General features: G+C 38.5%; 15 protein-coding genes and 1 pseudogene. 4 read left to right on the top strand and 12 right to left on the bottom strand.

The window, feature by feature from the left end:
• Positions 1 to 87 precede the first annotated feature (87 nt).
• From ACLLO5_RS19525 to ACLLO5_RS19505, 5 genes and pseudogenes are all read right to left on the bottom strand, one after another.
• Positions 88 to 708 (bottom strand): hypothetical protein, encoded by a 621-nt coding sequence (locus ACLLO5_RS19525; protein ID WP_413172147.1) that lies wholly within the window; start codon positions 706 to 708, stop codon positions 88 to 90.
• Between the two features lie 67 nt (positions 709 to 775).
• A pseudogene (locus tag ACLLO5_RS19520) lies at positions 776 to 2620 on the bottom strand (type ISP restriction/modification enzyme); the annotation flags it as partial.
• An 8-nt stretch (positions 2621 to 2628) separates the two neighbouring features.
• Positions 2629 to 4338, bottom strand: coding sequence for an IS66 family transposase (locus ACLLO5_RS19515; protein ID WP_413172145.1), 1710 nt, complete (start codon positions 4336 to 4338; stop codon positions 2629 to 2631).
• A gap of 51 nt (positions 4339 to 4389) precedes the next feature.
• Positions 4390 to 5456 (bottom strand): ISKra4 family transposase gene (locus tag ACLLO5_RS19510; protein WP_413172144.1). Its coding sequence is split into 2 segments (ribosomal slippage): positions 4390 to 5300 and positions 5300 to 5456, totalling 1068 coding nucleotides; the frame shifts between segments, so codons are not numbered across the junction.
• Between the two features lie 120 nt (positions 5457 to 5576).
• Positions 5577 to 6761: an N-6 DNA methylase gene (locus ACLLO5_RS19505; RefSeq protein WP_413172143.1), complete on the bottom strand. Its 1185-nt coding sequence runs from the start codon at positions 6759 to 6761 to the stop codon at positions 5577 to 5579.
• A gap of 299 nt (positions 6762 to 7060) precedes the next feature.
• On the opposite strand from ACLLO5_RS19505, the gene ACLLO5_RS19500 reads away from it, so the two are divergent.
• The 4 genes from ACLLO5_RS19500 (at position 7061) to ACLLO5_RS19485 (ending at position 10664) form a co-directional block, all read left to right on the top strand.
• Positions 7061 to 7384: a DUF6825 family protein gene (locus ACLLO5_RS19500; protein ID WP_413172142.1), complete on the top strand. Its 324-nt coding sequence runs from the start codon at positions 7061 to 7063 to the stop codon at positions 7382 to 7384.
• A gap of 136 nt (positions 7385 to 7520) precedes the next feature.
• On the top strand, positions 7521 to 9206 hold the full coding sequence (locus ACLLO5_RS19495; RefSeq protein ID WP_413176138.1) for an ABC1 kinase family protein: 1686 nt from the start codon (positions 7521 to 7523) through the stop codon (positions 9204 to 9206).
• Between the two features lie 17 nt (positions 9207 to 9223).
• Entirely contained in the window at positions 9224 to 9958 is a 735-nt protein-coding gene (locus tag ACLLO5_RS19490; protein WP_413172141.1) for a Stp1/IreP family PP2C-type Ser/Thr phosphatase, read from the top strand.
• 505 nt (positions 9959 to 10463) lie between these two features.
• Positions 10464 to 10664, top strand: coding sequence for an NblA/ycf18 family protein (locus ACLLO5_RS19485; RefSeq protein WP_413172140.1), 201 nt, complete (start codon positions 10464 to 10466; stop codon positions 10662 to 10664).
• 494 nt (positions 10665 to 11158) lie between these two features.
• Here the strand turns inward: ACLLO5_RS19485 and ACLLO5_RS19480 are convergent, their stop codons facing one another.
• From ACLLO5_RS19480 to kdpB, 7 genes are all read right to left on the bottom strand, one after another.
• Positions 11159 to 12760, bottom strand: coding sequence for a serine/threonine-protein kinase (locus ACLLO5_RS19480; protein WP_413172139.1), 1602 nt, complete (start codon positions 12758 to 12760; stop codon positions 11159 to 11161).
• A gap of 199 nt (positions 12761 to 12959) precedes the next feature.
• Entirely contained in the window at positions 12960 to 13406 is a 447-nt protein-coding gene (locus ACLLO5_RS19475; protein ID WP_413172138.1) for a hypothetical protein, read from the bottom strand.
• A gap of 151 nt (positions 13407 to 13557) precedes the next feature.
• Positions 13558 to 14727 carry an anhydro-N-acetylmuramic acid kinase gene (locus ACLLO5_RS19470; RefSeq protein WP_413172137.1) on the bottom strand — a complete coding sequence of 390 codons (1170 nt, stop codon included), beginning with the start codon at positions 14725 to 14727 and terminating at the stop codon, positions 13558 to 13560.
• A 77-nt stretch (positions 14728 to 14804) separates the two neighbouring features.
• Positions 14805 to 15899, bottom strand: a complete 1095-nt coding sequence (locus ACLLO5_RS19465) for a sensor protein KdpD (protein WP_413172136.1) — start codon at positions 15897 to 15899, stop codon at positions 14805 to 14807.
• A gap of 24 nt (positions 15900 to 15923) precedes the next feature.
• Entirely contained in the window at positions 15924 to 16523 is a 600-nt protein-coding gene (gene kdpC / locus ACLLO5_RS19460) for a K(+)-transporting ATPase subunit C (protein ID WP_413172135.1), read from the bottom strand.
• Positions 16524 to 16964: 441 nt separating this feature from the next.
• A complete protein-coding gene (locus ACLLO5_RS19455; protein ID WP_413172133.1) occupies positions 16965 to 17567 on the bottom strand; it encodes an IS607 family transposase in 603 nt (200 codons plus the stop codon).
• Between the two features lie 294 nt (positions 17568 to 17861).
• Entirely contained in the window at positions 17862 to 20012 is a 2151-nt protein-coding gene (kdpB, locus tag ACLLO5_RS19450) for a potassium-transporting ATPase subunit KdpB (protein ID WP_413172132.1), read from the bottom strand.
• Between the last annotated feature and the right edge of the window lie 119 nt (positions 20013 to 20131).

Here is a 20131-nt window from a genome sequence, read left to right as displayed (position 1 = left end):
CCCTGATTTTTTTTGTCAGAATCAGGATGTCCAGGATTTAAGGATTTACAGGATTTTGGTTGGTAGAATACTATTTATAGTTATTAATTATTTGTCATGATTTCCTGAATTTGTTGATAACATCCACATCAAAAATCCTAAAATTGGCTCAACTGGCGGTAATGGATATTCAGTAATATCAATAGTCACTGAATTACCATCCAATTTTAAAAATTTCCAAGCTGTTCCACTGGTGACAGAACCGAAAATAGTAGGAACATTTATATTATTAGCAACATTAAATTTTTGAGCAGCTACCATTTCTGCGATACACTGACCTAAACCACCATTAAGATTTTCTTTTTTTGCTTCTATAATGATAATAACTGGAGCTTGAATTTCTAATTGGGTGGGTGATTTACTAATCAGAAAGTCACAAATACCGTTAAGTCCCAGGTTGGGATCAACAGTAAAATCTTCTCCAGAAAACAGGCTTACTTGACGATTTAATAATCTTCTCACTGCTGTTAATACAGGGCTAATAATCCATTCGGAACGAGCTTTTTCGCTACCACGTGCAAGTACCAATGGTAGACCATCCTCTAGTTCTTGACGTAATAAATCATCTGCTTCTACAGGAGGAATGTCTGGAAAAAATCTTCCTCCTTCATGGATAGTAATTGCTAAATCTTGGCGGACTTTTTTTAGTGTAAAATCACTGTAAGGCATGGTTATAAATTAATTAGGGCTAAAAACGGTTAAGGAACTCCAACATTAATCAAAACTTTTGTTAGTATCAGACTTTCATTTCTCTAATAATATTCATTGTTTCGACGCTGACTGTACACACTCGCATCAATAATTCTATTACCTGTTCTTTGTAATCTGCAAAGCGGTAAGTGTTGAATTTTTCCGCAATTGTTGGGTCTTTTGGTTTCTTTTCTTTATATTGATCTAATATCCATTCTAACGCGCAACGATTACCAAGCATATATTCCCAAGCTATGTTAGGAATACCTTCTAATGTGGTGATATCGTCTAAGATAATGCTATTTTTAGTTTTATCGGCTTTTAGTTTGGGTTTTGGTGTTTTTTGGTTATCTTTTAAGGGAATATCAACACGGGTTAAGTTATAAGGTGTGACTGTTTCATAATTAATGTGTAATTCCATGAGTTGTTTACCCCAGTTAACCCATTTTTGGAAGTTTTCATAATAGGGTAAACGGGGAAAGTCGCGTTTGAGGTTGAGTTCGTATTTGCTGCGATAAGCTGGGTTGTGTAAGACTGCGTAGGTATAATGAAAGATGTCGATTTTGGTAATTGTTGTATCTTGATAATGGGTTTGAATTTGTTTTAGTCCCCAGTCGGTAATATTATCAATGCGGTTTCCTTCTTTGTCGTAACGATAGAGAGGGAGACATTGAGAATCACCTGTAAAATGTAAATCAACAATTGTATTACTACCTAAACAATGAAAAGGTTTAGTATTTCCTAAAGCGGCAAAAGCTATATATTTATTTTCTGTATCGTCTTCATTTAAAATATCAAACCATTGATAAGTCATTCCATTAAAATGCTCATCAAAGTAAAAATTCTGTTTATAAAAAGGACGATATGAACTTTTGATAATTTTTTCATATTCAAAAGTTTTACTAATTTTTCTATCTAAATACTTTGTTAATTCTCTATCCCATTTAATTTTCTCTCTTTCTGGATATTTTGAATCTTTTAATGTTGCTTGATAAATTTGAATTAAAAATTTAAGTTTTTCCTCTAGCGCGTTATCAGATAAATCATAAACCCATTCATCTCTCTGTGTTTTCAGACCTGAAGAAAACAACTTAAATACTGCTTCTTCTCCTTTACCCGCTTTCACATCCTTATTAACCAAAGGTAAAAGACTTTCAAAATCATTATCCGATTGATTTATCCAATTATGTTTTTCATCTGGTGTAATATGTTCAAAAGGAATTTGGTTAAATTTAGTTTGAGATAAGAACTTTAATTTTTCACTTGCTGTATCAAAATCTGGACGACGAATATAAAATATTTGACAAGCATTAAAATCACTATTCTGCTTTTTCACCATAAACATAATAGCGACACCAGTTTGAATCCCAAAAACATTATGTGTTGTTCCTGAAAGTTTGGGATTCTTCCTAACATCACCATGTAAATCTATTATGTAAATATAACTAAAATCATCAGTTACAGCTTTTCTGAAACCATCAAAGGTTCTAGCATCAATAAAAGAGGAATTAGTGATAAATGCAATAATTCCATTTTTACCTAGTCTATCAGAAGCCCATCTAATAAACCGAGTATACATATCATAAACAACGTTATTATTTTGCGCTTGACTATATTTAATGTAAGATTCCTTAATTAACTTATCTATGGCTTTATAATAACGATTGGCATTATTATCATTAAAGTTTTCCTGTTTTGCATTATAAGGAGGATTACCAATAATTACAGAAATAGTTCTATCATTCTGTCTTTTGATTCTCGCGGTATTCTCCACACTCATAGCAAACAAATCCAATTGCTTACCCGCAAAAGATGTATTATCTAAAGTATCCACAAAACAAATATTTTCAAACTCCTCATACACCCCCATTTTCTGCTTATAGGTGTATTCGTATCCCCTCAATATATCGGGGTCAGGAGTGATTCTGGCATCAATGAATAACCAAAGGAATGAAGAGAAGACTGCTCACGAATAATAGTTGCCAAAGAGGGAATATTCCCAAGATGAGAAATACGGTCACGAACATACTCAAAAAAGCTAATTCCTAACTTACGAGTAGTAGCAACAAGGGACATAAAAGTATCCCAAGCCTGAGTACCTTCTTGAGTTTGAGTAGCATAACTAATATTACGTCGCTGCACCATCGTCCTAGCAGCTAACTCAGCAGGATTATTATGCAAAGGCAATTCAGGATGCTCCAAGACTAAAAGCAACTCCGAAATTTTCAGCAACGTTAATTGTTTGCGCTCATCCAACTGTTGATAACCGCTTTTAGTATCAAAAAGTTTCCAAAACTCAGACCGGAGTTTTTCTGCGGTTTGTTGACTGGGTGCATCTTTGTAAGCCAGCAAGTCTCGGTAGTAATCCCAGAAATCACCCAGGAATTTATCAAGAGCTTTTTGGTGACAAGCAACATAAGGAGTCAACTTCTTATAATGTCTTCCCTCATGCACCCAACACAAAGTAATATTCTCAGTCAGTAATTTGAACTGAGGAGCATCATCACAAACCAGGGTTTGCACTACTGGCCAATCAGTTTGTTGATGATAGAACGCAATCGCTGCTGCTTCTATAATCCGAGTCCGGTGTTGAGAACCCAGTAGTGGTAGATATGTATCAAGTAGGGCATTAAACTCTGCTTCACTCAACACAGTTTCTTGAGGTAATAGTTTCAGCGCATTTTTCCATTTAGTGGGAATTTGGAAAGTCTCCAGTAAATTGTCTGTAAGTTGATTGAGAATCAACTCCAGTTCTGTGGCATTTTGCAATACTTTGACTACACTCAATCTGTCTTTTTTGGCAGTGGTTAAGTAGATTGTATATAAAGGGTTGCAGACTACATTAGTGGTGTAGTTCACTCCACCCACCCGCGCACCAGTTTGGTCGAAGTGTTGCCAAGGACTGCTCTCTAGTCCTGACGCATATACTTCATTTTTCTCTGTTTCAAACTCAACTTGGTTTTTAATTAGTAGGTTCGATAGATATCCGGCTGATATGGATATCCCAATATCTTCTAAAAACTCTAATAATTTGCCTTGGGTCATGTTGCCCCCGTAGTATAGGCTAATTACTAAGGCTTTTATTCCTGGACCGAATTCTCCTTCGTAACCACAAGGCAGTTCGGCTAAATAGGTTTTTCCTGCTGAGGGTGAGTAGTATTTCTCTTTTCGGAATAGTATGTTGTCAGTTGCAAGGGTGATGTCTTGGATGATTACTTCTTGATACCCTTTAAACTCTGCGTCTGCTGGCAGTTTATCTTGGGGGTATTTTACTATTTCTTCTCTATCTATTTTTATAGTCTCGTTCTTACTGCCTTTGCTGTGCTTTTTTGGGATTTTTCGCTCTTTTTCGGATGAGTGATTGTTGGTGAACCCTTTCTTGTTGGCTTTGATGTCTGGCTTACCTTTTTCTCCTTTGAGAAGGTTGTTTTCATCTTTTAACTGTTGATTTTCTGCTCGTAATTCTTTAACTTCTGCTTGTAATTGTTCTATTAAGTTCAGTAATATTTCTACTGTCCGACGCATTGATTCGTCTGCAATCCCTTTTGGCTCTATGGTTTGCAGTATCTCTTCTCCTGATTTCTTACTCGAATCTAGTTTTTGCGTCATGTGTCATATTTTATTATATTGGGAGCATCCACTTTTGGCAGAAACAAGCAATCAGACAGCAAGTAAACCATTAAGATAAGCACAACGAACAGAGAGGATGTGATTGACACTTTCAACATTCCACTGTGCGCCAGAAATTTTAATCCTCCTACCAATTTGTTTAATTGCAGACTCAACTGCACCAGAACCGATAGAACATAATTGTTCAGCCTGATAATAGCTGTAGTTGACAATGCGAGGAAGGTGTTTTTCTAGATAAGCGATGAAATTTTTAGCTTGTTTACCTCGGCAATTATGAAATAAAGTCTTAGCTTCTTCTACTCGACCTTGCCATAATAAAGTTTCAGCAGTTTTGAGTCGCTTTAAAGAACCACCAACTTTATAGAGATTTTCCTTGAGGTGATACCAATCCAAAATTTCACAGCGAGAAAACTGGTCTTGACCAAATTCCTTGACCAGATTCCACACACCATCATGACCGTCTCCCAAACAAACAAGGGGGTTTACCAATTGTTGGCTATTGACATAATCAATTAATGATTGGTTGTCATCAAAAAATGCACCATAGTAAATCCCTTGCAAACGCACAGTTTTATAATCTCGCCAGTGACAACCTGCTTTTGGTTCACCCCGCAGTCTAACTTTACCGCCATCTACACTTACTTCGGAAACGGCTTGTTTTGCTTGCGGTAGTTGAAAATCTTGTAACAGCACTAATTTTTGTTGCGTTGAGTGACCAACTTTTACTCCTGTTAATGCCTCTATTTCTAGTTCTGCATTTTGATATGAAACATTCGCTGATAGTCTCAAACAACATTTTTGAAGTAATGGACTTAACCTAATTCTTGGCTTTAAACCCAGTCTCTGTAACTGTTTCGTTTTTAATTTTAGTTCTCCCACCAGGCTTTTTATCTTCCTAGTTTTACCTATTTTCGTCCCTGTCTTTTGTTCAACAAAAAAAGGGCTATTCCCGGACTTACACTTTCTAGTATTTGGCTACGAACTTTTTTTTCTATACTTTCTAGGTCTGTTAACTGACTCTTATCTGCTTGTTCATACAGTAGTGTTGCTAGTTCTGTGACACAAGTATTTATTCTTTCTTGTATATCTTCGCTCATTGTCGTTGTTGCACTCTTTTTATCTCTTCTTCCATTCTCCCATATTTTGTATATCTTCCAAAAGTGGATGCTCCCATTATATTGCGTGTCCCTCGCTAACTTTATTTTTTTCTCCTACCCCTACTTATTGAGCGGATACGTGTATTCAATATTCAAATTTGCAATGTAATAAGGCAAAATTGCTACCTCATTACAATGAATTTCCTGTTTATATTTATGTTCTAAACTATGCTTAGGTAAATAATCAATTAACTCAGTAATAAAAGTCCCCGTTCCCGTCGCAGGATCTAAAATTTCTACGTCTTTATCTGCTAACAATTTTCCAAAATGTTTATGTACTAAAAAATCCACACTTTCAATCATAAACCGGACGATTTCATTAGGAGTATAAACAATTCCTAATCTATCCGCAGCTTTAGGATTATATGCTTTGTAGAAATTCTCATACAAGGCTTTGAGAAACTTCTGTTTTTCTTGATGATTATAAATATTAGCCGCAGTTCGTCTAATTACTGCATAGTATCTTTCAATTGTTCCTAGAGTATTTTTTTTCACACTTCCAGTAAAAAAGGTGGCTATGATTCCTTGTAATTCTCCCGCTACATTATTTTCTGTGTGAAATTGCGATTCGTTGAAAATATTGATAAATATATCTTCTGTTAAAATATGCTGAATCATCATTTCCCGAATATCAAATAATGTAATTTCTGGGTTAATTGATTCTTTGCAAATTCCCCAAAACTTATCTCGCGCAGTTAGGAATGATTTGTTATTTACTCCTTGACTATCAATCAAATCTCTGAGAGAATTTAAAATGGTCGGTAAATCTTCTTTAAAGATTTCTATCGCTTCTCGAAAATCTCTAACTTCAGGACGAACATAATTAATAAAACTGGTAATAATCCCATCTACTGCGTCAGCATCGCTCATGGATACGCGCTGGGTTTCCTGTCCCGATTGAATTAAAACCGCTGTTTGGGAATCTTCAAATAAAATATTACTATCGGGATAACCTTTATTAAGCTTCTTTTCTATTTCTTCGTCTAATTTATCGTATTGATCTTTGCTTTCCCAGTAACCCCAATCTAACCGCAAAGCATCTTTAATTGTGCCATCGGGATAAACAATTTTACCATTTGGTAGTTTATAATCTAATTCAGGAATAAGTAAAAAATCTCTAGGTTTGCAATATTCATTTAACAGGTTTTGAAAAGCGACGCGAATAGATGTTTCTTTCCGCGAACCACCATATTGAATAATTTTTTCGACTTCTGCTTGATATTGAGTAACCAATAATCTTGACATAGTTATACCGGAGGATTTATAAAAATATGCTTAATTTTAATTGAATGAAAGCCAATCAAATATTTATAATAATATATTTTAATATACATTAACTTAGGTATACATACTTGCGGTAGGTTGGGTTAAGTTACAGCGCAATCCAATAAAAATTTTTATTGTCAGTTTTAATAATGTTGGGTTTCCTGACATCAACTCAACCTACATTACTTTTGCTCCCTGCCCCTACCTCCTGAAGATGGTCAACACTAGAGGCTGAATGCAAGTTATAATCTTTTTGCGGAGCAACTTTACAAAAATTTATGAGTAATCCCCTTGTGCAAGCCTTTTTTGTAGGCAGAGCAGTAGCAGAAGTAATTAATGAGCGTGTAGAAGTCGCCTTGACTGATGCTTTGAGTGAATTGGGTAAGTTTGATGCTGAGGCTAGAGAACAGCTACGCCAGTTTACAGAAGAAGTGATAGTACGAGCTAACCGAGCCGCAGAAGCTGCGGAAACTGGAACAACTACTAGTAACAGTTCATCGGGTGGTGATTCAGTGGATTTACAGACAGAAATTGACGAATTAAGGGCAGAAATAGCTTTATTGCGAACTGAATTACAAAAGTATCGGAATACGGCAAAATAGGAGTAAGAGGCAAGAGGCAAGAGGCAAAAGTGATTTTGAATTTTGAATTGATTTCTCACTTTGCCTCTTCTCTCAATCTATTTTTACTGATTTTATTACAGATGACTCCGTGACAAACCGGCGGTATAAAAAAAATATGGAACAAGGTTATTCAGACAAAGCATACCGTTGGAATCGGGAAAATTACTCTAGCAAACGTCGCTTTGTAGATATTTGGTCTTTTGTTTTGACTTTAATGTTTAAGCTTTGGCGCTATAACAAAGCTTGGAGTTATCCAGGTGGTATTACAGAGGCTAAACAGGCTGCAAGACGTAAGGCTCAAGCTATTTGGATTAGAAATACTTTTTTGGATTTGGGTCCGACTTTTATTAAGGTGGGACAATTGTTTTCTACTCGTGCGGATATTTTCCCTGGTGAATATGTGGAAGAACTATCTAAGTTACAAGATAGAGTTCCAGCATTTAGTTATGAGCAGGTAGAAACGATTATTGAAGAAGAATTAGGTAAAAAAATTCCCCAATTGTTCCACAGTTTTGAACCTATTCCTTTGGCTGCTGCTAGTTTGGGACAAGTTCATAAGGCTGTGCTGCATTCTGGGGAGTCTGTTGTTGTGAAGGTACAACGGCCAGGATTAAAAAAACTGTTTGAAATTGATTTAAAAATTCTCAAGGGTATTGCTCGTTATTTCCAAAATCATCCTAAATGGGGACGCGGACGGGATTGGATGGGTATATATGAAGAATGTTGTCGCATTCTTTGGGAAGAGATAGATTATCTGAATGAAGGCCGCAATGCTGATACTTTTCGGCGCAATTTTCGGGCTTACAATTGGGTGAAAGTACCACGAGTTTATTGGCGTTATGGTACTTCTAGGGTAATTACTTTGGAATATATGCCCGGTATCAAAGTTAGCCAATATGAGGCTTTAGAAGCGGCTGGTGTGGATAGAAAGGCGATCGCTCGTTATGGCGCACAAGCCTATTTACACCAACTCCTCAATAACGGTTTCTTTCACGCTGATCCCCACCCCGGTAATCTCGCGGTTAGTCCTGATGGGGCTTTGATTTTCTACGATTTCGGGATGATGGGGCGCATTAAATCCAATGTCCGCGAAGGACTCATGGATACGCTGTTTGGGATCGCTCAAAAAGATGGCGATCGCGTGGTACAGTCTCTAATTGATTTGGGTGCGATCGCACCTGTTGATGATATGGGACCAGTACGTCGTTCTGTCCAGTATATGCTGGATAACTTCATGGATAAGCCCTTTGAAAACCAATCAGTGGCCGCCATCAGTGAAGACCTGTACGAAATAGCTTACAATCAACCTTTTAGATTTCCCGCAACTTTCACCTTTGTCATGCGTGCTTTTTCTACTTTAGAAGGCGTAGGTAAAGGTCTAGATCCAGAATTTAATTTTATGGAAGTTGCCCAACCTTATGCAATGCAGCTTATGACGGATAACAATGGTTTAGAGGGGAATAGTTTCTTGAATGAGTTAAGTCGTCAAGCAGTACAAGTCAGTAGCACTGCTTTAGGATTACCACGCAGACTAGAAGACACACTCGATAAAATCGAACGTGGAGATATTCGTTTCCGAGTTCGTTCCGTCGAAACAGAACGCCTAATACGCAGACAGAGTAACATTCAACTCGGAATGAGCTATGCTCTTATAATTAGTGGTTTCACAATTGCAGCCACCATTCTCTTGGTTGGCGAATATTTGTGGTTAGCAGTTTTCACAGGTTTAATTGCAGCAGCAGTATCATTCCTGTGGATTCGTCTGCTTTTACGCCTTGACCGTTATGATCAAAAGTATTAATTGTTGCTTGAAAATCTATGAAACTTAACTTCACGGGTTGTACCGATCCGGGACTTATTCGTTCTAATAATCAAGATGCTTTCTATATAGACCAAGAAGGGCGATTTTTTATAGTTGCTGATGGTATGGGTGGTCATGCAGGAGGTGAAGAAGCAAGTCGCATTGCTACCCAAGAAATAACAGCTTATTTGTTAGCAAACTGGGAATCATCTCAACCAGCACAACAACTGCTAGAACAAGCTTTGTGGTCTGCAAATAAAGCAATTTTACAGGATCAGGAAAACCATCCCGAACGTGGTGACATGGGTACAACTGCGGTTGTAGTTGTCTTCCGTTCTCAAGAACAGCCTTTATGCGCTCATATTGGTGATTCCCGTTTATATCGCTTTCGAGAATCACAACTGGAACAAATCACAGAAGATCATACTTGGATAGCCAGAGCAATCAAAATTGGTGATATCACTGCTGATGAAGCTAGAGTGCATCCTTATCGTCATGTTCTCTCACGCTGTTTAGGACGTGAAGACTTACACCATGTTGATTTGCAGCCACTAGATATAAAAGTAGGCGATCGCTTGCTTTTATGTACTGATGGACTCACAGAAGAACTCGTTAATCAAAAAATTTCCAGTTGTCTTCAAGATACACCAGACCTAGATAAAATTGCTATCTCTCTAGTAGAAGCCGCAAAAGAGCAAGGTGGACACGATAACATTACTGTCATCCTGGTTGCTGTAGAAGAAAATTCTTAATTTGGTGAGAGTATTGTTGACATCCTCCCCACCTGACTTCGTTGAAGGTGGAGATTCCAAAGATTGCTCTTTGGGTTTCCTCTTTCCACAACCCGACTTACTTGGAGGCGTTTCCCCACCCAAGCAGATGTCAATGTCTCCAAAGGCGTGAGTTCCGGATTAGCGGCAAGCACAGAGTTCGTTGAGGGAGGGGCATTCGGTAGCTTATGGTAAATATACTCAACATTTTGTTCAATTTGAGCATTTTTCCTATTTCTAAATTGATAAAAATATCTTTAAGCCTTTCAATTTACCTGAACAGGCTAAATTTACATAATCTAAAAAAATGAATCCCTGATCGAAAAGATTAAGATTAGCCAAAAGACACTGGGCATTTTGTGAAACAATTGTTATCTTTCTTAATACGGAGGTACAAATGTTTAGGACAAATCTAAGCCCAGGCTTTACAGCTTTGGCTTTTCTGTCACACATACCTCTTTTAAACGTTGTTTTGTAGGTTTTAGCTATGAGTCAACCAATTGAACTTTCCTTAGAACAGCAATTCAGCATTCGTTCATTTGCTACCCAAGTCCAGCAAATGAGCCACGAACAGGCACAAGATTTTTTAGTCCAACTCTATGAACAGATGGTTGTACGCGAAGCCACCTATAAGGAGCTTCTCAAACATCAGTGGGGATTAGATTCAGGTTCTTCCACTATGGCATAGAGTAGCTTTGCTTTTGTCGCAGTGGGCGACCTCCTTCTCTTGCTTTGTTCCAGGAAGGAAAAGAGCTGGGGATGCTGGGGCGTCAACTTCGATCACCAATAACCACTTACTCAAACCCACAAACTTTATTCAGGTAATCAATCCACTGTCTAATGACTGGGAATTTATCTGTGGCTTAGACTTGCTGCTGTGGACTTTGGATTGCCTATATTTGAACTATAGCCTGACTTTGGCATTTAAATCATACCAGATTGGTATGTCTATTTTTTTCAAGCTTTACATTTTTATATAACTATAATTTCCTAGCATAAAGATATTTTGTTTAAAAAACTTTACCTTAGCTGAGTAAACGCTCTAGTACCACAGGAAAAAATTAAAAGTTAAACATTAAAAATCAATACGGTGTAAGCTTTTGAGAGATTTGGAATATTCAGCTTGTTTACGCTTAATCGTAAAATAAATCATAAAAATACGTATATTATCCAATATCTAAACTAACCTGACATATCAAATGGGGAATCAGTATCAATTGTTTGCAGTTTAGCTAGTATTTGCGGTTTAATCTTTTCATATTCTTGTTTTAACAAAGTTTTACTAATTTGAGCATTTATGGATGTGGTTGTAATTTTGCTAATTTCCATCCACTCTTGTAGTCTTTGACACTGAGTAGGAGGAATAGTTGAAATCAGAACATGGCTACAGCGAGTGGGTGTTTCTCGTGCAAAGAATAACAAGCGATAATAACCTGTATGTTGCAATAGGCGAATCATTTCTTGACCAGAATTGGTTTTCAGATCAAGGTAGTAAGGTAGCCATTTAGCTCCATGTTCGCGGTTGTAGATAACTGTAATCCATAACACCATTGGATGTGGAACAGAAATAAACAGAAATTGATTGTAGCGATTACAAACTAAACGTTTTTGAATTTCCTGTTGAGGTAGCATTACCCACAAGGCGGGTAAGAAATCGCCACTGTTATAAATGGGTTGGGGAAAAACTATATCCGCAATTGGTTTATTGGATGGCCAACAAGTTAGACGAGTAATATCATCATTGATTGCTGATAGACGCAGTTCAGTTTTGGCTGTTTTTTGAACTACTGGTAATACCCGTTGTTCATCTTTTGTCTTATTTTCAGGTTTGGGGTTAATTTTTAATTTTTGATTGCTGGGAGGAGGAATATTTGGATTATTCTTTTGCAGAAGTTTGTTTTGTTGTTCTGCGACTGCTAAGACATTGAGGATTTCACTGATTGTTTGGGGGCGATCGCTTGGCTTTTTTTCCAAACAACTCATGACCATGTTTTCTACTGGCTTTGGTATTTTTAATGTGTAATTAGCCTCAGCCATAGACATTGGTTGTTGAAATTTATGGGCTTGATACCATGCTCCAAAGGAATGGGAAGATGGCATGAGCGGCATTTTGGTTGTGAGCATTTCAAACATCATCACACCCAAGCTATAAATATCAGAGCGACTGTCCAGTTCTTTTCCTTCAATTTGTTCAGGAGAAGAATAAGCCAGAGTACCCAAATAAAATTTGGTCTGATCACTATCAGACATGAGTAACTTGGCAATTCCAAAATCTAATACCTTGACCAATTCCCCAAAACTGGCATCTTGAATCACTAGCATATTGCTAGGTTTAATATCACGATGAATAATGGGGTAGATGGCTCCATCTACGGGGATACCATTGTGAGCGCACTGTAAACCCAGACAGATTTGCCTGGACATACTCAGGAATCTGGATAAAGAAAGATTTTGGTTGCGGATGATAGAACTTAAGTTTTGTCCTTGCAAGTATTCCATAACGTAGTATGGAGTATTATTTTCATCTACCCCATAGTCCATGACGCGGACAATATGAATACTTTTTTGACCTAATAAGGCACAGGTTTTGGCTTCTCGCTCAAAACGTTCTTGCAAACGCATTTTTTCGTTTTGAATTGATAAAGCAAGAAATTTAATGGCTACGGGGACACCTCCCAACAAAGTATCCTTCGCACGATAAACCCGTCCCATTGCTCCAGTACCAATTAATTCTTGAAGCTGGTAGCGTTTGCCGAGTAAGCGACCAGTGTTGGGGTCTGACATAAAAAACTTCGACTCCAATATTCAACAATACTTGGTAGATGAGTTTATTTGTGGCCTTTGATTTAATTCAAGGTGATTAACAATTAACACGATTCTGCTATGTAAAAAATAGACAAACCTAGATATTTATTTATTACTTTAACGGGAGCATGGGAGCAATTATCCCTTGAGTAATTAATTTTCTAGCTTATTAAGTTATCTATATTAATTGACGCTCTAGACTTGCTTCCATTGTACTAGTTAAGAAATGACCAGCTAAGATACCGCTAGTCAGATAGTAATTATCATCAGAAACCTGATGTAAGGTTTCAAACCCGCTACGACGTTCGCGATCGCCTAGTACCCAGTAACGCTGCACAATAGTATCCGGACAAATCCAGCCTTCACCTTCTATTTGCCCTAAGATATTGTGTTGTAACAGAAAAGTATACTGACGATCGCCGTCATGGAGTCTGCCTTTATATTGACAAGATATTTCCGAGCGATCGCTACCAGGAAATACCAACTTTGTGGCCATAGAAAACCAGTCATCACGATTCCAAACCACCAAAGTCATTCCTTTAAAGCTGATCGGCATACTATCGCGTTCCAGCCAACTTCCTTGCATAATCCAGCGTCCTGGTTCTAACAAAAAACTGTGAGCCACCTTGTAAATTCCTTTGAGTTTTTAAACACAGCAATAATTACTAGGAGGTCAGGAGTATGGCTCAAGCCACGCGGCGCTATCAGTATTTCAGCATTTCAGTATTTTACAAGTAAGAAAAAATTCTCACCATTCACCTGTTACCTGTCAACTGTCACTTATTACCTTTTACCTGATGCACTTCTCCCAACAAAACTTCTTGATTTGCTCCAGTTGCAGTAGGGAGATTGCCAGGAATACCTAACTGTTGCCAGTAGGCCAGGACTGCGAAGGCGATCGCTTCTTTAAACGTCGCACTCAACCCGACTTCATCTGTAGTTAAAACTGGCACTACTGCCAATAATGATTCTAACCGATGTTTTAAGTAAAGATTCTGACTACCACCCCCACATAATAATACCTGTTCTGGCATTTTTCGTAAATAAGTACGATAACTGTGGACAATAGAAGCGGCTGTTAGTTCTGTAATTGTTGCCAGCACATCTGCAGGACCAAGTTGATAGGTTTGTGCATCTTGTAAACAATCATGCAGATAACTAACACCAAATAACTCACGTCCGGTTGATTTAGGTGGTGGTAAATGGAAATAATCTTGATTGAGCCATTTGTCTACCAAGGTATGGCAAGGAGTACCACTAGCAGCCCAACTGCCGTTTTCATCGTAACTTTTAGCCCCATTGGTAAAATGCTGCACTGCCAAATCCAACAGACTATTTCCAGGGCCAGTATCCCAACCGCGAATTTGGGAAAGCCAGCCATGATTTCGGGGTGGTAAATACGCAACATTACTGATACCGCCTATATTTTGAATACATCTACTTTCTTGAGGATGACTGAGCAAAAAAGCATCAACTCGAGGAACTAGAGGCGCTCCGTGACCACCAGCAGCGATATCAGCTACACGGAAATTGCTGACCGTAGTGATATCTGTTAAGTGAGCTATGACAGCCCCCCGACCTAGTTGGAGGCTGTAGCCGAGAGATTGCTGATTCTCCCTATCTTTTTGTGGTGGTTTATGAAAAACTGTTTGACCGTGAGAACCGATTAAAGTAGCTGGGGTATGACCGATTTGAATATTTTGGGCTGCTTGGGCAAAAACAATGGCGATCGCATCATCTAATTCTGCTAATTCTGCCATTGATATCGCTTCACCAGCACAAATTGCTAAAATGCGCGATCGCAGTTCCGTCGGATAAGGGTAAGTTTCCCCTGCTAATAATTCAACTTTTATATCTAAATCTGTACCGATAATATCGACTAAGACAGCATCTATACCATCTACAGATGTGCCACTCATCAATCCTATAACGCGCTTTTGTTGCATCTACAAAGATTCTAGTGTGATTGCAACAGGTAGTTTAACTCAAATGTTACTCCAAGTCACATCAAAAGTTGCCACTATTAATTCTTCAACACAGATTTTTTCTCAGTGGCAATAATGTGCAAATCTATGTTTTTGAGCAATCTTACCAATTGTTGTGTTAGAGAACCTTTAAAAAGAAGTTTCCAGCGAGAATGTTTACTTTCGCCAATCACGATTTGAGTAATATGATATTTTTCAGCAACTTCTGCGATCGCCCCAGAGATATTACTACTGCTTGACCGAATAAAAGTCCCTGCAAATTCTTGACATAACTTTTCACAAGTATGAATGTGCAAGCTTTCCTCTTTAGTCAGAAACCGATCCGGACTAGCGACAAACAAAACATATAAAGGCGCATTCATGTAACCAGCCAACCTAGCACCCCGACGTAAAAGTTGCAGCGAATTAGGATAAGTAGATATACAAACTAATACCCGTTCTTGAATGCTACAAAATTGACCTTTAGGTGCAGCAGCGATCGCATCTTCTTCCACATTATTAGCCACTTCTCGCAAAGCCAACTCTCGCAAAGCGATTAAGTTACGGCGTTGAAAGAAGTTATCTAAAGCCTGTTGGATATTTTGGGGTGCATATATTTTTCCTTCCAGTAATCTTTCTTGGAGAGTTTCCGGTGTGATATCTACTAATACCACTTCATTAGCAGCTTCCAGAATGCGGTCAGGAATTCGCTCACGCACAACTACACCTGTAATTCTGGCTACTAAATCATTCAGACTTTCCAAATGTTGAACATTCATGGTGGAGTAAACATCAATACCCGCATCCAGAATAATTTCTACATCTTCATAGCGTTTTGCTCGTGGACAACCAGGAACATTAGTATGAGCCAGTTCATCAATTAAAACCAATTGGGGCGATCGCTCAATCACTGCTTCCGTATTCATTTCCGGTAACATTATATCCCCACGAGTCCATAACTGTGGCGGTATCACCTCTAAACCCTCAGCTTTTTCAGCCGTTTCCTTCCGTCCGTGAGTTTCCAACAATCCTATAACAACATCAATCCCTTCCTGTTTGAGTGCGTGTCCTTCCTCTAACATTCTGTAGGTCTTACCCACCCCAGGAGCCATACCAATAAATATTTTGTGTTTTCCCCTTCTTTGTGAATACATAAGTAGGTGATTAATTAAGAATTATTAATTTTGCTTACGGTTCAATTCCTGCAAATCCAGAGCATAATTTAACCGCAAAACATTGACACCAGGTTCACCAAAAATTCCTAAAAATCTGCCATCTGTATACTTATTAATCAAAGGAATTATTTCATCCTCTTTTATTCCTCTTGCCTGTGCTACTCGTGCTAATTGCTGTCGTGTAGCTTTCAAAGAGATATGAGGATCTAAACCAGATCCAGAAGAGTAAATTAAATCAGCTACAGGTTGTATAGTGTCATCCTGAAATTCTCCCACTTCCTCAATAATTTTATTAGTTAGTTCTGGATTACTAGCAGCAAGATTACTTCCTCCAGATATACCTGTCGGCTTGGCTTTTCGTCCCTGACTATATTTCACTACACTAGGACGACCATGAAAATATTTATCGGATGTAAAAATTTGACCAATCAAAGATGAACCTATTGGTTGAGCTTCTATATTTAAAACAATGCTGCCATTTGCGGAAGTTGGGAAAGCAAACTGACCAAATGCCAGAATAGCCAGAGGATAGATAATTGCTGTTAGTAACCAAAGTAATAAAGTCACCCGAATTGCTCGGATAGCTTCTCGAATAAACATCATAATTTAATTTTAGTAATTGGTAATTGGTAATAAAATACTTATTTTAATCCTGGAAATTCTGATATGGCTTGTGCTACGCTATCAGACAATTTTTCCTAACTCTAAGCATGACGAGCTACTTCACAGTATTTAACTATGTGTAAGTATTTAGGATACATAATACTCCAAGTCAGCAGAATAAAGGCTTTTTTAGTCAACTTTGATGATTTTGATAAAATCTCACTTCTGGACTATTCTTCATTTCATAAGCATTCTGATTCCTGAATTCTTACAACTATGTTTACTTCAGGACTTACGCAAATGGCATATTAGTAGGGTGCGTCAGACTTCATAAATCCTGCAAATAACCAGATATTTGATACCTGACGCACCATAAAATAGATGTTTGGTGTGACACTTGCGTAAGTCCTATACTTGTTAGTTTTTTTCTTTAACTCAGTTTTAAAGCCTAGTGGCAATATCTTTTAACTCCTCAATAATTTTTTTATTTTTATGATTTCTCGACCCATATAGTCTAGCAGAAAATATGGTGATCATTTCTAATACATCTTGAGCTAAATCCTCCTCAAAATTACTATCTTCTGTGCGATTAATGATAACTACTTCTGTTCCAAATTGTTCACATAAACTAAAGATCAATTCACTTCCAAATCTCAATAATCTGTCTTTGTGGGTAAGAACTAATCTTTCCACTTTACTTTCAGTGATGAGGCGAATTAGTCTCTTTAATCCTCTTTTAGTATAATTCAATCCTGAACCTAAATCTTCAATGATTTCAAATTGCCAACCATGTTGAGTGCAATATAATTCCACTACTTGTTTTTGGCGTTCTAAATCATCTTTTTGGTCATAGCTAGAAACTCTACAGTAAGCAATTGTGTAAGATAGTTCTGATTTTACTCCTAATAATTGAGCCAAATCATAACGTCTGTGTCCATTGGGGGTTCTTTCTGGTATTAATTTACCCTCTGATTCCCATCTCCTGAGAGTAGAAACACTCACACCTTTTAAATTGGCTGCCTCTGATATAGTTAATTTACTCATATTTGAAGTATAGCATACTTATTGAGTAGATATGAGTAGATTTAGACAATTATTTTGATTACAGATGTGTACGAGAAAGCAATAAAACCGCCTTGGGAAGCAGGGTGGCTGCGCGGGTTCTCTCCGGAAGAGATAAAGGTAGTAATAGCAGAGACGCTGTGTAAGACTCAGACCGGATTTAGTTCCGGGTACTTAGCAATAAGTACGCCCAACAGAGCAATAGCGAATGAGACGCGAAACGGTGATGGTTGTTTTTTCTGAAGCTCCGGCTTCAGCGGATCTTGCCAGAATACTTCACGCTAAACCTACAAATGTAATCAACACATCTATTAATTTAATGGCAATAAATGGAGCAATCATCCCACCCAAACCATAAATAAAAATATTGCGTTGCAGAAGTTGATTAGCAGTCAAGGGTCGAAATTTTACACCCTTTAAAGCTAAAGGTATCAAAGCCGGAATAATTAAAGCATTGTAAATCAGTGCTGACAGTACGGCCGAATTAACACTGGTTAATTGCATAATATTTAAGCTGTTGAGATTAGCAGCAGCAAAAATCACCGGGATAATGGCAAAATATTTAGCTATATCATTGGCGATGGAGAATGTGGTCAATGCTCCACGAGTAATGAGCAATTGTTTACCAATGCTGACAATATCAATTAGTTTTGTGGGGTCAGAATCCAAATCCACCATATTAGCGGCTTCTTTAGCGGATTGAGTGCCTGTATTCATGGCTACTCCTACATTAGCCTGGGCTAAAGCGGGTGCATCATTAGTGCCGTCTCCGGTCATCGCCACCAGTTTACCTTCTGCTTGTTCCCGTTGAATGATACTGATTTTATCTTCTGGTGTAGCCTCGGCTATGAATTCATCTACTCCTGCTTCTTTAGCAATGACAGAAGCCGTGATGCGGTTGTCTCCAGTGAGCATTACTGTTCGGATTCCCATGCGTCGTAGTTGCTCAAAACGTTCACGGATGCCAGGTTTAACGATATCTTTGAGATAAATGACACCATAGATTTCATTATCTAGGCAAACCGCTAGGGGTGTACCGCCTTGGTGGGAAACTTCTTCATAAGCAGTGTCTAGTTCTGGGGTTTCATTTCCGCGTAATGCTCCAGAAGAGCCGCTACGCGAAGTTCCTATGGAACCACTTCGTGAACGCACAAAACCTTTAATTGCTCCCACTGAGCCTTTCCGTGCTTCGTGTCCACCTGGCAAATTAGTGCCACTCATGCGAGTTTTAGCTGAAAATTCCACACCTTGGCATTTTTTGCGATCAATATCAAATTTTGCGCCACATTTTTCTGCTAGTCGGACAATAGATTTACCCTCTGGAGTATCGTCAAATATACTAGCGGCTAAAGCCACGTTGGCAATTTCTGCGATTGAGTGAGCATTGATAGGCAGAAAGGCTTCTGCTAAACGGTTGCCCAGGGTGATTGTACCTGTTTTATCTAAAACCAAAGTATTAATATCACCACAGGCTTCCACAGCCCTGCCAGAAGTAGCAATCACGTTAAATTGGGCGACTCTATCCATACCTGCGATACCGATCGCACTGAGTAATGCCCCAATGGTGGTGGGGATCAGGGCGACTAAAAGGGCAATTAGTACAGGGATGCTGACAGGACTTTTAACATAGTAGGCAAAGGCTGGCAAGGTGGCCACGACAATGAAAAATGCAGTGGTAAGAACTGCCAGTAATACTGTTAAAGCAATTTCATTAGGTGTTTTAGTACGTTCTGCCCCTTCCACCAAATCAATCATCCGGTCTATGAATCCTTTACCGGGGTCAGCAGTAATACGAATAATTAATTCATCGGAGATGATGCGTGTACCACCTGTAACGGAACTGGCAACGTCTGAACCTGATTCTTTGAGGACTGGGGCTGATTCGCCGGTAATTGCTGATTCATCTACAGAGGCGATACCCAGAATTACTTCGCCATCGGCGGGGATCATATCGCCAGCAACGACGTAAACAGTATCACCTTGTTTGAGGCTGGTAGAAGGCATTTCTGTGATTGTGCCATCAACAACTATTTTTTTGGCGATGGTTTCTGATCTGGTAGATCGTAATGCTTCTGCTTGGGCTTTACCTCTTCCTTCTGCTAAGGCTTCGGCGAAATTGGCAAAAATTACGGTCGAAAACAAAATTACGGTTAATAAACCATTGAATAGTTGGGGGTTTTTCTGGGTGACTGTCCCAAATAATGGTGGGTAAATTGTAGCGGCTAGGGTGGTAATTGTTCCTAACCAAACCAAAAACATGACGGGATTTTGAATAGCATATTTGGGGTGTAGCTTGATAAAGGTATCTCTAATTACCCTGCTATAAAGTCGTTTGGTACTGACTCGGACTTTTTTGCGTTTTTGGCGGCGATCGCTAGGACGAGAACGGGGTGATTTTGGTCTAGGAGTAGTTGCAGCGGAATTCATAAATAGGGAATAGGGTGTGGGGTGTGGGGTGTAGAGGAAGAAGAGGCAGGGGGGCAGAGGGGCAGAGGGGCAGAGGGGCAGAGGAGAATAATGTATTGATCATCTATTCCCTATTCCCT

It is taken from the genome of Anabaena azotica SJ-1 (assembly GCF_047275885.1).
Taxonomy (GTDB): Bacteria; Cyanobacteriota; Cyanobacteriia; order Cyanobacteriales; family Nostocaceae; genus Trichormus_B; species Trichormus_B azotica_A.
Note: the sequence above shows the minus strand (reverse complement) of the source record. Positions and strands in the feature narration are given on the sequence as shown.

Bases quoted from the DNA above. Each gene is read 5' to 3' on its own strand.
- kdpC (WP_413172135.1), bottom strand. From the start codon at position 16,523: ATGATGTTTATTCGAGAAGCTATCCGAGCAATTCGGGTGACTTTATTA.
- ACLLO5_RS19455 (WP_413172133.1), bottom strand. From the start codon at position 17,567: ATGAGTAAATTAACTATATCAGAGGCAGCCAATTTAAAAGGTGTGAGT.
- ACLLO5_RS19495 (WP_413176138.1), top strand. From the start codon at position 7,521: ATGGAACAAGGTTATTCAGACAAAGCATACCGTTGGAATCGGGAAAAT.
- ACLLO5_RS19525 (WP_413172147.1), bottom strand. From the start codon at position 708: ATGCCTTACAGTGATTTTACACTAAAAAAAGTCCGCCAAGATTTAGCA.
- ACLLO5_RS19465 (WP_413172136.1), bottom strand. From the start codon at position 15,899: ATGTATTCACAAAGAAGGGGAAAACACAAAATATTTATTGGTATGGCT.
- ACLLO5_RS19480 (WP_413172139.1), bottom strand. From the start codon at position 12,760: ATGTCAGACCCCAACACTGGTCGCTTACTCGGCAAACGCTACCAGCTT.
- ACLLO5_RS19505 (WP_413172143.1), bottom strand. From the start codon at position 6,761: ATGTCAAGATTATTGGTTACTCAATATCAAGCAGAAGTCGAAAAAATT.
- ACLLO5_RS19515 (WP_413172145.1), bottom strand. From the start codon at position 4,338: ATGACGCAAAAACTAGATTCGAGTAAGAAATCAGGAGAAGAGATACTG.
- ACLLO5_RS19490 (WP_413172141.1), top strand. From the start codon at position 9,224: ATGAAACTTAACTTCACGGGTTGTACCGATCCGGGACTTATTCGTTCT.
- ACLLO5_RS19485 (WP_413172140.1), top strand. From the start codon at position 10,464: ATGAGTCAACCAATTGAACTTTCCTTAGAACAGCAATTCAGCATTCGT.
- kdpB (WP_413172132.1), bottom strand. From the start codon at position 20,012: ATGAATTCCGCTGCAACTACTCCTAGACCAAAATCACCCCGTTCTCGT.
- ACLLO5_RS19500 (WP_413172142.1), top strand. From the start codon at position 7,061: ATGAGTAATCCCCTTGTGCAAGCCTTTTTTGTAGGCAGAGCAGTAGCA.
- ACLLO5_RS19470 (WP_413172137.1), bottom strand. From the start codon at position 14,727: ATGCAACAAAAGCGCGTTATAGGATTGATGAGTGGCACATCTGTAGAT.